General features: G+C 61.7%; 12 protein-coding genes. 8 read left to right on the top strand and 4 right to left on the bottom strand.

Going from position 1 to position 12,498, the window contains the following annotated elements; genetic code table 11:
• The first annotated feature begins 58 nt into the window (after positions 1–58).
• The 6 genes from SOP95_RS18270 (at position 59) to SOP95_RS18245 (ending at position 7,483) form a co-directional block, all read left to right on the top strand.
• On the top strand, positions 59–1,696 hold the full coding sequence (locus tag SOP95_RS18270; protein ID WP_323607842.1) for a 5-guanidino-2-oxopentanoate decarboxylase: 1,638 nt from the start codon (positions 59–61) through the stop codon (positions 1,694–1,696).
• Positions 1,693–3,141, top strand: a complete 1,449-nt coding sequence (locus tag SOP95_RS18265; protein WP_323607841.1) for an aldehyde dehydrogenase family protein — start codon at positions 1,693–1,695, stop codon at positions 3,139–3,141. Before SOP95_RS18270 ends, SOP95_RS18265 begins: the two co-directional genes overlap by 4 nt.
• A 218-nt stretch (positions 3,142–3,359) precedes the next feature.
• Positions 3,360–4,463, top strand: a complete 1,104-nt coding sequence (locus tag SOP95_RS18260; RefSeq protein ID WP_274074319.1) for an extracellular solute-binding protein — start codon at positions 3,360–3,362, stop codon at positions 4,461–4,463.
• Positions 4,464–4,657: 194 nt separating this feature from the next.
• Complete coding sequence (locus tag SOP95_RS18255; RefSeq protein WP_274074320.1) at positions 4,658–5,566, top strand: ABC transporter permease; 909 nt, start codon at positions 4,658–4,660, stop codon at positions 5,564–5,566.
• Positions 5,563–6,411, top strand: coding sequence for an ABC transporter permease (locus SOP95_RS18250; protein ID WP_007986104.1), 849 nt, complete (start codon positions 5,563–5,565; stop codon positions 6,409–6,411). The genes SOP95_RS18255 and SOP95_RS18250 overlap by 4 nt, the downstream gene beginning before the upstream one ends.
• 16 nt (positions 6,412–6,427) lie before the next feature.
• Positions 6,428–7,483 carry an ABC transporter ATP-binding protein gene (locus SOP95_RS18245; protein ID WP_274074321.1) on the top strand — a complete coding sequence of 352 codons (1,056 nt, stop codon included), beginning with the start codon at positions 6,428–6,430 and terminating at the stop codon, positions 7,481–7,483.
• Between the two features lie 103 nt (positions 7,484–7,586).
• Here the strand turns inward: SOP95_RS18245 and SOP95_RS18240 are convergent, their stop codons facing one another.
• The gene (locus SOP95_RS18240) at positions 7,587–8,516 is read right to left on the bottom strand and encodes an AraC family transcriptional regulator (protein ID WP_274074322.1); all 930 of its coding nucleotides are present in this window, start codon (positions 8,514–8,516) and stop codon (positions 7,587–7,589) included.
• A gap of 404 nt (positions 8,517–8,920) precedes the next feature.
• Between SOP95_RS18240 and SOP95_RS18235 the strand changes: the two genes are divergently transcribed.
• On the top strand, positions 8,921–9,274 hold the full coding sequence (locus SOP95_RS18235; RefSeq protein ID WP_323607840.1) for an antibiotic biosynthesis monooxygenase family protein: 354 nt from the start codon (positions 8,921–8,923) through the stop codon (positions 9,272–9,274).
• 41 nt (positions 9,275–9,315) lie between these two features.
• On the top strand, positions 9,316–9,546 hold the full coding sequence (locus tag SOP95_RS18230; protein WP_323607839.1) for a hypothetical protein: 231 nt from the start codon (positions 9,316–9,318) through the stop codon (positions 9,544–9,546).
• Here the strand turns inward: SOP95_RS18230 and SOP95_RS18225 are convergent, their stop codons facing one another.
• The 3 genes from SOP95_RS18225 to SOP95_RS18215 form a co-directional block, all read right to left on the bottom strand.
• On the bottom strand, positions 9,547–10,176 hold the full coding sequence (locus SOP95_RS18225; RefSeq protein ID WP_323607838.1) for a flavin reductase family protein: 630 nt from the start codon (positions 10,174–10,176) through the stop codon (positions 9,547–9,549).
• Positions 10,177–10,429: 253 nt separating this feature from the next.
• Positions 10,430–10,645 carry a hypothetical protein gene (locus SOP95_RS18220; protein ID WP_323607837.1) on the bottom strand — a complete coding sequence of 72 codons (216 nt, stop codon included), beginning with the start codon at positions 10,643–10,645 and terminating at the stop codon, positions 10,430–10,432.
• Positions 10,646–10,964: 319 nt separating this feature from the next.
• Positions 10,965–12,284: an MFS transporter gene (locus tag SOP95_RS18215; RefSeq protein ID WP_274074327.1), complete on the bottom strand. Its 1,320-nt coding sequence runs from the start codon at positions 12,282–12,284 to the stop codon at positions 10,965–10,967.
• Between the last annotated feature and the right edge of the window lie 214 nt (positions 12,285–12,498).

The following is a 12,498-nucleotide window of genomic DNA, read 5'->3' as shown; positions in this document are numbered from 1 at the left end:
AATCCATCATAAACACTGCGCAGGCCCGGCGTCTCAAACGAACAGGAAGGGCAATCACATGGCGACGTGCGGCGAAGTATTGGTCAAGTTACTCGAAGGTTACGGGGTCGAGCAGGTGTTCGGCATTCCCGGGGTGCATACCGTGGAGCTGTATCGCGGGCTGGCCCGTTCGAGCATCAACCACGTCACCCCGCGTCACGAACAGGGCGCCGGCTTCATGGCCGACGGCTATGCCCGCACCAGCGGCAAGCCGGGTGTGTGCTTCATCATCACCGGCCCTGGCATGACCAACATCACCACGGCGATGGGCCAGGCCTATGCCGACTCGATCCCGATGCTGGTGATCTCCAGCGTACAGACCCGCAACCAGCTGGGCGGTGGTCGCGGCAAGCTCCACGAGTTGCCGAACCAGAGCGCACTGGTCGGTGGCGTGGCGGCGTTCTCCCATACCCTGATGTCGGCGTCGGAATTGCCGGGTGTTTTGGCCCGTGCCTTCGCGCTGTTCCAGGCCGGTCGCCCGCGTCCGGTGCACATCGAAATTCCGCTGGACGTGCTGGTTGAAGAAGCCGACGACCTGCTCGCCAGCCTGCCGGTGAACATCGACCGCGCCGGTGCTTCGCCGTCAGCTGTTTCGCGCATGACCGATCTGCTGGCGGGCGCCAAGCGGCCGTTGATCCTCGCCGGTGGCGGTGCCATTGATGCCGCCGCCGAGCTGACCGAACTGGCTGAATTGCTGGACGCCCCCGTCGCGCTGACCATCAACGCCAAGGGCATGCTGCACTCCGCTCACCCGTTGCTGATCGGTTCGACCCAGAGCCTGGTCGCCACTCGCGCCCTGGTCGCCGAGGCCGATGTGGTCCTGGCCATCGGTACCGAACTGGCCGAGACCGACTACGACGTCACCTTCGCCGGTGGTTTCGAGATTCCCGGCAAGCTGCTGCGCGTCGACATCGATCCGGACCAGACCGTGCGCAACTACCCGCCACACCTGGCCCTGGTAGCGGACTCGCGCAACGCCGCCCAGGCCTTGCTCAGCGCCCTGTCGCACAAGTCGCTGGCCGAACGCCGCAACGATTGGGGCCAGGTGCGCGCCGCTCGCTTGCGTGAAGAGCTGGCCGCCAACTGGGATGCGCCGACCCTGGCCCAGACCCGTTTCCTGGAAACTGTCCTGCACGAACTGCCGAACGCGGTATTCGTCGGCGATTCGACCCAACCGGTGTACACCGGCAACCTGACGTTCAACCCCGAGCGCCCGCGTCGCTGGTTCAACTCGTCGACCGGTTACGGCACTCTGGGTTACGCCCTGCCGGCGGCGATTGGCGCCTGGTTGGGCGGCACCGTCGAAGGCGGCGCACGTCCTCCGGTGGTGTGCCTGATCGGCGACGGCGGCCTGCAATTCACCCTGCCGGAACTGGCCAGCGCCGTGGAAGCGCGCACCCCGGTGATCGTGCTGCTGTGGAATAACCAGGGCTACGAAGAGATCAAGAAGTACATGGTCAACCGGGATATCGAACCGGTCGGCGTGGACATCTACACCCCGGACTTCATCGGTGTGGCCAAGGCCCTGGGTTGCGCCGCCGAGGCGGTCAATGGCGTTGAACAACTGCGTACGGCATTGCGTGTCGCTACTGATCGCCAGGGGCCGACGCTGATTGAAATCGATCAGACCGAGTGGACCAAGGCGGTGTCGAAATGAGTTTTCCAACCACCCTGGATGGCCTGTACATCAACGGCCAATGGTCGGCGGGCGACGAACATTTGCGCGTGATCAACCCGGCCACCGAAGCGCTGTTGACCACCGTAAATGGCGGTGACGAACGCGCCGTCGACCTGGCCGTGGGCGCGGCGACCAAGGCTTTCGCCGCCTGGTCGAACACCAGCGGTGCCGAGCGCGGTGCGATCCTGCGCGCGATTGCGGCAGGCGTGCAGGCCGGTCGGGAAAAACTCATGCATTTGCAGTCGAGCAACAACGGCAAGCCATTGTTCGAAGCGGCCATCGACGTCGATGACGTGATCGCCACGTTCGAGTATTACGCAGGTCTGGCCGAAGGGCTGGACGCGAAACAGGACAGCCCGGTCGAACTGCCGACTGACGACTTCAGTGCGCGCCTGCGCCGCGAGCCGTGTGGTGTGGTCGGCCTGATCGTGCCGTGGAACTTCCCGATGGTCACCACCGCGTGGAAGCTCGCCCCGGCCCTGGCCGCCGGTTGCTGCGTGGTGCTCAAGCCATCGGAAGTGACGCCGCTGCCGGAGCTGGAACTGGCGACGATCATTGCCCAGGCCGGCTTGCCTGCCGGTGTGTTCAACCTGGTGTGCGGCACCGGCCTGGCCGTTGGCGCACCGCTGTCGGCGGACCCGCGTATCGCCAAGGTGTCGTTCACCGGCAGCAACGCGGTCGGCGTGCAGGTCATGCAGCGTGCCGCGGAAACCGTCAAGGGCGTGAGCCTGGAACTGGGCGGTAAATCCTCCTTGCTGGTGCTGGCCGATGCCGACCTCGACCTGGCGGTGGACGTGGCCTGCGGTGGCGGTTTCTTCAACGCCGGGCAGATGTGCTCCGCCACCAGCCGCGTGCTGGTCGCCGATGAACTGGCCGATGAATTCCTCACCCGGGTGAAGGCCCGCGCCGAAGCCATTCGCGTGGCCGACCCGTTCGACCCGAACGTGGAAATGGGCGCGCTGGTCAATCAGGCGCAATACCAGCGCGTGCTCGGCCACATCGATCGTGGTTTGAGTGCGGGCGCCAAGCTGGTTTGCGGCGGTAATCGTCCGGCGGATCTGCCGCGCGGGTATTTTTTGCAGCCGACGGTTTTCACTGACGTGCCCCTCGACAGTGCGCTGTGGTGTGAAGAGATTTTCGGCCCGGTAATCTGCGTGCGCCGTTTCGCCTCCGAGGCCGAAGCGATTGCCCTGGCCAACGACAGCCAGTTCGGCCTGGTCGCCAGCGTGGTCACGCGCAATGCCGAGGCGGCGGACCGCGTCGCCAACGCTTTGCAGGCGGGGCTTGTGTGGATCAACGCGCCGCAAGTGATCTTCCCGCAGACCGCCTGGGGTGGCTACAAGCAGAGCAGCATCGGCCGTGAACTGGGGCCGTGGGGCTTGCAGGCTTTCCAGGAAATCAAACACGTGATTCGCGCCGTCTGACGGCACGAAAACGGTGAACGCATGCCTCATGGCGAGGCATGCGTTGGCGTCATGGCTTCGATGATTTTTTATCGATAGTCAGGTGTTTTGCACCACCTCAGGATGAACTCACTGGTTCAGCCAAGCCCCGCAAATACGAGGGGTAACCCGCTGCTCCAGCCGCGCGGATGCAACAGTTTCGACCTGCCTTATACCTACAAAAACAAAGGGAGTCCGTAATGGGCGAGCATGATCTGAACAGACGTCAATTCATCAAGACCGTGGGCGTAGCCTCGGTTGCCGCGGCGGCCATGAGCCTGCCATTCGTCAAGGCCAATGCCAGCGACACCCGCTTTCAAGGCAAGACCCTGCGCCTGTTGACCTGGTCCGACGACACCGGCCTGGCTGCACTGCGCAACATCGCCGCGACCTTCGAAGACAAGTACGGCTGCAAGGTCATCGCCGACCGCACCGGCAGTACCTCGGAAATGGTCGCCAAACTCAAGGCCGGCGGTGATCGTCCGCAGTACGACATCATCACCCTGGCCGGCGTCGGCGCCGAAGGCCTGGCCGCCGCCAACCTGCTGGAAAAACCCGACCTCAACCGCATTCCCAACCTGGTCGACGTACCGGAAAAATACCGTACCGGCGCCAATGGCCACGGTATCGGTTACCTGCTCTGGTGCAACAGCCTGGTCTACAGCACCCGCACCATCCAGCAAGCGCCGGACAGCTACGCCGCCCTGTGGGACGCCGACCTGTCGCCGAACATCTTCCTGCCGCCGCCGAACTGGACCGAGGCCATGGACCTGATCATCATCGCCGCCAAACTGGCCGGTGGTGACGAGCACAACATCGAGCCGGGCTTCAAGAAACTCGCCGAGCTCAAGGATCGCGTGGTGACCCTGGGCGAAAACCCGAACCAGATCGCCGAGCTGTTCCGCACCGGTTCCCTGGACATGGGCGGCCTGTACGCCCCGGCGTTTTTCCCGAAACAGATCCGCGATCCGGCCTACGGCCTGGGCGCCACCTTCGGCATGAAGGAAGGTTTCTACACCGACCTGATGCTCTCGGTGATGCCGAAGAATCGTCCGGGCGATACCGACCTGACCTACGCCTTCATCAACCACTCCCTGGACCCGCTGGTGCAGGGCAAGATGGCTGAAGACATCTACAACGGCCCGGTCAACGCCAAGGCGATCATCTCCGCCGAAGCGCGCAAGAGCCCGTTCATTCTCACGCCGGAGCAGATTGCCGAGAAGGCGATCATGCACGACAACGCCTTCCTGGCCACCGTGCATGACCAATGGATTCGTCGTTACACGGAAATCTTTTCTTCCTGATCGTTTGACGAACACCGGCTCTTTGGAACACCACAAATCCAATGTGGGAGCGGGCTTGCTCGCGAATGCGTCAGCACATTTCAACATGCATGTGACTGACAGGCCGCTTTCGCGAGCAAGCCCGCTCCCACAGGGTTCACGGTGGTTTTGAAGGACGTGTTCTTCAGCTGCTTTCCATTGACGAGACCTTTGCTATGGAACACCAACCTTTGACCCATTCGGTCAGCGCCGCTGAGTCGCGCCCGAGTCGGGGCGTTTCGCCGACGGCCCGCGCCTGGTTTTTCCTCACACCGTCGATGCTGTTCCTGGGCGTGCTGATTGCCGCCAGCCTGCTGGTGCTGCGCATGAGCGTGGGCACCAAGGGCGCGGAATGGTCCGGGTTCAGCCTGGCCAGCTACGCCCAATTGCTCGAACCCTACTACCTCAAATCCCTGATGCTGACCCTGCGCCTGGCGCTGATCAGCGCGGTGATCGCGGTGGTGCTGGCGATCCCGGTGGCCTACACCATGTCGCGGCTGACCTCTCCGTTTGTGCGCCGGATCTTCCTCGCCGCGGTGCTGTTGCCCCTGCTGGTCAACCTGCTGCTGCAAAGCTACGGCTGGTTGGTCATCCTCGGCCCCGGCGGCATGCTCAACCAGGCACTGATGGGCCTGGGCCTGATCAAGCGCCCGATCATGCTGTTGTACAACCAGAACGGCGTGCTGATGGGCCTGGTGCAAACCGCCTTCCCGCTGGCCGTGCTGCCGATCGCCAGTGCCATGCGCGGCGTCGCCCGTACGTACGAAGAGGCCGCCGCGACCCTGGGCGCCAGTCGCTTCCAGGTGTTCCGCCAGGTGGTGTTGCCGATGAGCATGCCGGGGATCATCACCGGCGCGACGCTGGTGTTCGCCTACAACGCCAGCAGTTTCGTGGTGCCGTTGCTGCTCGGTGGCCGCCGCGTGCCGATGCTGGCGGTGATGGTGCATGACCAGATCGCCCCACTGATGAACTGGCCCGCCGCCTCCGCCGCCGGCGTGGTGCTGATCGTCACCACCCTCGCGATCATGACCCTGTCCGAATACATCACTGGCCGCCGTCGGCGCATGCTGGAGGCTTCGCAATGAGCACCCTGACCAAGAAACGCTATGGGCTACTGCCGGGCGAAACCGGCAAGTTCGCCGGCATCCTCTCGGGCTTCATCCTGCTGCTGGCGGTGTTGCCGATCCTGACCATGATCGTGATGTCGTTCAGCGGCGCGTCGAACCTCGACTTCCCGCCGAGCAGCTACAGCCTGCAATGGTACAAGGCCGCCTGGCACACCTTCGTCTCACCCGATGCCAGCGATGTGCTGAGCCTGGGCAAGGCCATGACCACCAGCCTGATGGTGTCGTGCCTGACCATGGTTTTTGCGACCATCATCGCCGTGCCGGCAGCCTATGCCCTGACCCGTTGTGAGTTCCGTGGCAAGGCCGTGGCCCTGCAACTGATGTCGCTGCCCCTGGTGTTCCCGATGGTGGTGTTGGGGCTGGCGTTGCTGCTGGTGTTCGACAGCCTGCCGTTCCAGATGACCACCTCGCGCCTGGTGATTGCCCATGTGATCCTGGCCTTGCCGTTCGTGGTGAAGAACTGCACGGCGGCCATGCTCTCGATCGGCAGCGAAGTCGAGGAGGCCGCGCAAATGCTTGGCGCTTCACCGCTGCGGGCGATTGTCGACGTGGTGGTGCCGTTGATGAAGTCGGGGATCCTGGCGGGCATGCTGCTGGCGTTCATCGTCTCGTTCAACGAGTTCACCGTGACCTATTTTCTCTACACCATCGACGTCATGACCGTGCCGATCTGGATGTACAGCCGCACCGTGTCCTCGCTCGACCCCACCGTATTTTCGTTTGCCGTGCTGATCGTGCTGATCGACTTCGTCCTGATCTGGGCGCTGGAGAAGCTGGTCGGTGAAGGTGGCGTTTCGTTCTGATTTCTTGAGGTGATTTATGTCTGGTCTGATTCTGGAAAACGTCGAGAAACATTACGGCTCGGCCTGCGCGGTAAAGGATGTAAACCTGCATTTGCCCGAGGGCAAACTGGTGTGTTTCCTCGGCCCCTCGGGTTGCGGCAAAACCACTTTGCTGCGGATGATCGCCGGGCTGGAAACCCTGAGCGGTGGCGAGATTCGCCTGGACGGCGAGGACATCGGCCACACCCCGGCGCACCTGCGTAATTTCGGCATGGTGTTCCAGTCCCTGGCGCTGTTCCCGCACATGACCGTGGGCGAAAATATTGCCTATCCACTGAAACTGCGCGGGGTCAGCAAGGCTGACCAGCAGGCGCGGGTGGTGGAGTTGCTGGAACTGATCCAGCTGCAACCGATGATCGATCGGCCGGTGGCGAAACTGTCCGGCGGCCAGCGTCAGCGCGTGGCGATTGCCCGGGCGATTGCCAATCACCCGAAAATCCTCTTGCTCGACGAACCGCTGTCGGCGCTGGACGCCAAGCTGCGCGAGTCGATGCAGGTGGAGATCCGTCAGCTGCAACAGCGCCTGAACATCACCACCATCATGGTCACCCACGACCAGCGCGAAGCCATGACCATGGCCGATATTGTCGTGGTGTTGGGCGAGCACAAGGTGCAGCAGGTGGGTACGCCGATCGAGATCTACCGGCACCCGGCCAACGAATTCGTCGCGGACTTCATCGGTTCGGGCAACATCTTCCCGGCCACGGCGCTGGGCAATGGCAAAGTCAGCCTGCCGGGCGGTGATGCACTGCAAGTGCCGATCTGCAGCAGCATTGTGGTGGGGGAAAAAGTGAAGATGCTGATTCGTCCGGAAGACCTGCAACTGTCGGCGCCGCAGGCCACGGCGGGTAACCGCTTGCTGGGCAAGGTGACGTTCGTGCGGGATATTGGCGCGACCATCGAGACTACGGTGGAGTGTTCCGGGGTGTCGTTTACGGCGTTGAGTACGCCGTGCCAGGGCTTTGGTTTGAGCGTTGGGCATCCGGTGTCGGTGACATTGCCGGTCGAGGCTTGCCGGGTACTGGGCGCCTGACAGGCCCCCTTCGCTGGCAAGCCAGCTCCTACAGGTTACCGCGATCCCTTGTAGGCGCTGGCTTGCCAGCGAAGGCGCCGGTCACGGCACCGCGAATGCCGGATCAAACCGACAACCGCAACCGCGCCAAATCCCGCAACGGCGGTGCCCCGAACAACCGGCTGTACTCCCGGCTGAACTGAGAAGGGCTTTCATACCCCACTCGATATCCCGCCGCCGAAGCCTCCAATCCTTCGGCCAGCATCAGCCGCCTGGCTTCCTGCAAGCGCAACTGCTTCTGATACTGCAACGGACTCATCGCCGTCATCGCCTTGAAGCGGTGATGCAAGGTCGACACGCTCAGGTTCACTTCCTTGGCCAGATCATCGATGCGCAACGGCTGCTCGTAGTTGCCATTGAGCCACTTGATCGCCTGGCTGATGCGATGGCTCTGGCTGTTGGCAATGGCGATTTCATACAGCCGGTGCCCCTGCTTGCTGCGCAACAACCGATAGAGAATTTCCCGGCGAATCAGCGGCGCGAGCATGGCGATGTCTTTGGGTGTGTCGAGCAACCGCGCCAGGCGCAGCACGGCGTCGAGCATGGCGCTGTCGAGCTGTTCGACATACAACCCGCGCCCGGTCGGCCGGGTGGGTACGCCAAGGGGGCCGGCGTCGGCGATCAGCGCGGTGATTTCCGTCGGGTCGATGTCCAGGCGCAAGGCCAGGATCGGTTCCTCGGCCGAAACATCGATCACCCGCCCGCTCAGCGGCATCGAGACCGAGACCACCAGGTAGTTCAGCGGGTCGTAATTGAAGTACTCGTTGGCCAGCTGAACTTCCTTGCGCCCCTGGGCCATGATGCACAGCGCCGGTTGAGCGAGCACCGGAGCGAACTCGTGGGATTGGCTGTGGCGCGACATGAACAGCGAGCCGATGGCAGTGGCATAACTGCCATCTTCGGCGGTGTTGCGACGGATGATCGCCGCCAGTTCCGCGCGCTGCTTTTCCATGTCGGTGTCAAGCGGGGCTTGAAATTGATCGAACGACGACATGCAAGGCATCCTCGGCAAGGCTTGGGTGATGGCTAGAGCATAAGTTTGTGCAAGCAGCAGCGGTAGACACATCCTGCCTGATGCTTGCCTGATTCTGCACGGAGTGTCTTCATCCCTTCGCCTACCCAGCGTCCCGACACACAGCCAAACCCCTGTAGGAGCTGCCGCAGGCTGCGATCTTTTGATTTTGTTTTTAAGATCAAAAGATCGCAGCCTGCGGCAGCTCCTACAGGGTACAACCCCGACAATGTTTTACGCATTGTTACAGGTGACTGATGCACCTTCGCAGGATTGTGCAACGCGCCGGCAGGAATCGACTAACGACACAGGCGCAGAGGCCTTTAACCTTTGATCCTGTCGCAGCCCGCCCCTGGCTGCCACGCGACTCCCCGGGAGGGTTGAACATGTCCAAGCAGATCCCCGTCAGTCATATGGCCTTTGTCCGAGCGCGCGCTGGGCGTTCCCAAGAGCTGGGTGTGCGCCTGAGCGCCCTGATCGAACCGTCCCGCGCGGCACCCGGTTGCCTGAACTTTGCCTTGCAGCATTCGTTATGCGACCCCGAGTTGTGGCTGGTGTCCGGTTTCTGGGTCAACCAGCAGGCCATGACCGCGTATTTCAGCACCCCGGCGATGGAGGTTTTTGCCGAGCTGGTGCAGGAACTGGTGGTCAACAGCCTGGATTTTCACACCTTCAAGGATGTGTCGGCGGCGCAGGCCTTGCGCCAGTCTGGGGCAGATGTACACAAACTGGCCGGTTGAGGGTTTAATGGCGGCATTCTCAATCAGCCAGGATTCGCGACATGGCACGTAAAGCCTTTGAATACTTCGAAGCTGTTTCCGCCGTAGTACCGGGTGAGGGTGGTTACCACGCCGCTATCGCCGTCAAAGCGCTGGGTGGTTCCGGCGCCCCGCGTTTTCACAAAGTGCTGGAAGGCCAGACCTTCAAGACGGCCAATGAGGCTGATCTGGCGGCGGCCAAGGAGCTGACCCGCCTCAAGGATGTGAAGGAAGACACCGACCTGCTCTGGTAATTACTTCACCGCCCCCGGGCGATACATCTTGAACAACGCCTCAGGCCCCAGCTGGAAATAGTCCGCCGGCCCGCCGCCGCGCAGAATCGGTTCTGCCGCGGCGGTGTCGTACACGCCATCCTTCAACAGCCACTTGGCGATATGCACGGCGACCACTTCGCCGAGAATCAGCCAGCTTGGCACCACATTGCCATCGGCCCGCTGCAACTGAATGATCTGCGTGACCTTGCACTCGAAGGACACCGGGCTTTCGGCGACCCGTGGTACCTGAATGACTTTCGAGGCGACGGTGCCCAGGCCTGCCAGCTCGAACTCGTTGACCTGCGGCTCGACCATGGCACTGCTCTGGTTCATCCGCTCGGCCAATGGCCGGGTGGCCAGGTTCCAGGCGAATTCGCCGGTCTGTTCGATGTTGTTCAGGCTGTCTTTGCGCCCGACGCTGGAAAAACCAATGATCGGCGGAATGTAGTTGAAGGCGTTGAAAAAGCTGTAGGGCGCCAGGTTCAAGCGGCCTTCGGCATCCTGTGAGGAAATCCAGCCGATGGGACGCGGGCCGACGATCGCATTGAAGGGATCGTGGGGCAGGCCGTGGCCGTTGGCGGGTTCGTAATAGTGGATGTCGTCGGGCATGGTGGGAATTCCTGGCACTTGCGGGAGGCGGACATGGTGCAAGGACCGCCGACATTTTTCCAGTACGGACTCAGACAATGTGGGAGCGGGCTTGCTCGCGAAAGCGGTGTGTCATGCAACAGAAATGTTGAATGTAAAACCGCATTCGCGAGCAAGCCCGCTCCCACAGGTTATATGGTTTGCCCGCAGATTTTCGGTGCCACAGAAATGACTAAGCCCGGCCGAAGCCGGGCTGTGGTGCCGCCTGAAACAATCAGCTGACGGTAGCGCCGCCAGTACGGTCGTAGCCATCTTCAGCGACGGTGGCGCCGCCAGTGCGGTCGTAGCCGTCTGCGGCGACGTTAGCGGAGCCAGTGCGGTCATAACCATCGGCGGCAACGGCGGAGCCTGTGCGGTCGTAACCGTCGGCGGCGAAGGTGTTGGCGGCCAGTACGGACAGGGCGATGGCGAGGAACAGTTTGGTTTTCATCTTCATTTCTCCAGGTTCTTTGGCGTTTTGTGTCTTGGGCATGGGTTTTATGCTACGCCAATTAAACTGATTAAAAAGCGCAAAATTATGCTAAAAACAATCGATTAAATTGATGTTAAGGCCGGCAGGCGTTTTCGCTTTCAAGGTCTGAATGAGCGCATCACAGGTAATCGATCAGGCAGGTTCAGGATGAGGGGAGCGCATTAACTCGTGATTAATCTGCCTCCCACGGCAGTGAAGGATTTTTCATGTAGCGCAGGAAAAACAAAAAAGGGGCAGACCCCGACGGTCTGCCCCCTTTTGTCAAACGCGCCTGGACTTAGTCCGTGAGGATCCGCGAATGCTTGCGGGTGTCTTTCATGGTGATGTACACCAGCAACGACACGGCGATACACGCGGTGACATACCAGTAGTACCCGGTTTCCATGCCGATGCTCTTGAACCACAGCGCGATGTATTCAGCGGTGCCGCCGAAGATCGACACGGTCAGGGCATACGGCAGGCCGACGCCCAGGGCGCGGATTTCGGTCGGGAACAGTTCGGCCTTCACCACCGCGTTGATCGAGGTGTAGCCGCTGACGATGATCAGCGCCGCCATGATCAGGAAGAACGCGCCCCACCAGGTCTGGATGGTGTGCAAGGTGGTGAGGATCGGCACGGTGAACAGCGTCCCGAGAATACCGAAGGCGATCAGGATCGGCCGGCGACCGATTTTATCGGAAAGCCCGCCGATGATTGGTTGCAGGCACATGAACAGGAACAGCGTGGCGGCGGAAATGGTGGTGGAGTCGGAGATGCTCATGCCGACGGTGTTCACCAGGTATTTCTGCATGTAGGTGGTGTAGGTGTAGAACGCCAGCGTACCGCCCATGGTCAGGCCGACCACGGTCATCAGTTCCTTCGGATGGCGCATCAGGGTGCGCATCGCGCTTTCCTTGGCCTTTTCCTTCTTGGTGAACGACTCGGTTTCTTCCATGCCGCGACGCAGGTACAGCGCGACCACGGCACACAGCGCGCCGATGGCGAACGGGATACGCCAGCCCCAGGCATACAGCTCTTCGGTGGTCAGTACGTTTTGCAGGATGATCAGCACGGCCAAGGCGATGAGCTGGCCGGAGATCAGGGTCACGTACTGGAAGCTGGAGTAGAAACCGCGACGTTCCTTGGTCGCCATCTCGCTGAGGTAGGTGGCGGAGGTGCCGTATTCGCCACCGACCGACAGGCCCTGCAGCAGACGGGCGAACACCAGCAGGATCGGCGCGCCGATGCCGATGATTTCATAACCCGGGCTCAGGGCGATCAACAGCGAGCCGAAGCACATCAGGTACACCGAGGCCATCAGCGCCTTTTTGCGTCCGACTTTGTCGGCGTACAGGCCCATCAGCCAACCCCCGATCGGACGCATCAGGAAGCCCACGGCGAAAATCGCAGCGGTGTTCAGCAGTTGTGCGGTGGTGTCGCCTTTGGGGAAAAAGGTCTTGGCGAAGTACAGGGAGAAGGCGGCATAGACGTACCAGTCATACCACTCGACCATGTTGCCAACGGAACCGCTGAAGATCGATTTGATGCGACTGGCGGTGGTTCTTGCTTTGGCCGGCGCGGCAGCCGACCCAAGTGGCAGGGCGTTGGAGTTATCCATTGAAGGATCCTTCGTTTAATTGTTTTTGTGGAGCGCGATTAAACGCAGCCTGCGGGGGCTATAGCAGGAGCTGTGCCAACGGGGAGAGGGGCGGTTTAGAGGGGTTTAGGGGAGTTGATGAGCGGAAATCCGCTCATGAAAGGCTGGGTTTGAGCGGAAAACTGCTTAGGTCCTGGCAGGTGTGTTGCCTGAACTGGCCTCTTCGCGGGCAAGC

This window comes from Pseudomonas sp. YuFO8, from assembly GCF_035065025.1.
GTDB classification, from domain to species: Bacteria; Pseudomonadota; Gammaproteobacteria; order Pseudomonadales; family Pseudomonadaceae; genus Aquipseudomonas; species Aquipseudomonas putida_AE.
Note: the sequence above shows the minus strand (reverse complement) of the source record. Positions and strands in the feature narration are given on the sequence as shown.

What these genes read in the sequence shown, in the direction of transcription:
- SOP95_RS18270 (WP_323607842.1), top strand. Translation starts at nt 59, where the DNA reads ATGGCGACGTGCGGCGAAGTATTGGTCAAGTTACTCGAAGGTTACGGG.
- SOP95_RS18265 (WP_323607841.1), top strand. Translation starts at nt 1,693, where the DNA reads ATGAGTTTTCCAACCACCCTGGATGGCCTGTACATCAACGGCCAATGG.
- SOP95_RS18260 (WP_274074319.1), top strand. Translation starts at nt 3,360, where the DNA reads ATGGGCGAGCATGATCTGAACAGACGTCAATTCATCAAGACCGTGGGC.
- SOP95_RS18255 (WP_274074320.1), top strand. Translation starts at nt 4,658, where the DNA reads ATGGAACACCAACCTTTGACCCATTCGGTCAGCGCCGCTGAGTCGCGC.
- SOP95_RS18250 (WP_007986104.1), top strand. Translation starts at nt 5,563, where the DNA reads ATGAGCACCCTGACCAAGAAACGCTATGGGCTACTGCCGGGCGAAACC.
- SOP95_RS18245 (WP_274074321.1), top strand. Translation starts at nt 6,428, where the DNA reads ATGTCTGGTCTGATTCTGGAAAACGTCGAGAAACATTACGGCTCGGCC.
- SOP95_RS18240 (WP_274074322.1), bottom strand. Translation starts at nt 8,516, where the DNA reads ATGTCGTCGTTCGATCAATTTCAAGCCCCGCTTGACACCGACATGGAA.
- SOP95_RS18235 (WP_323607840.1), top strand. Translation starts at nt 8,921, where the DNA reads ATGTCCAAGCAGATCCCCGTCAGTCATATGGCCTTTGTCCGAGCGCGC.
- SOP95_RS18230 (WP_323607839.1), top strand. Translation starts at nt 9,316, where the DNA reads ATGGCACGTAAAGCCTTTGAATACTTCGAAGCTGTTTCCGCCGTAGTA.
- SOP95_RS18225 (WP_323607838.1), bottom strand. Translation starts at nt 10,176, where the DNA reads ATGCCCGACGACATCCACTATTACGAACCCGCCAACGGCCACGGCCTG.
- SOP95_RS18220 (WP_323607837.1), bottom strand. Translation starts at nt 10,645, where the DNA reads ATGAAAACCAAACTGTTCCTCGCCATCGCCCTGTCCGTACTGGCCGCC.
- SOP95_RS18215 (WP_274074327.1), bottom strand. Translation starts at nt 12,284, where the DNA reads ATGGATAACTCCAACGCCCTGCCACTTGGGTCGGCTGCCGCGCCGGCC.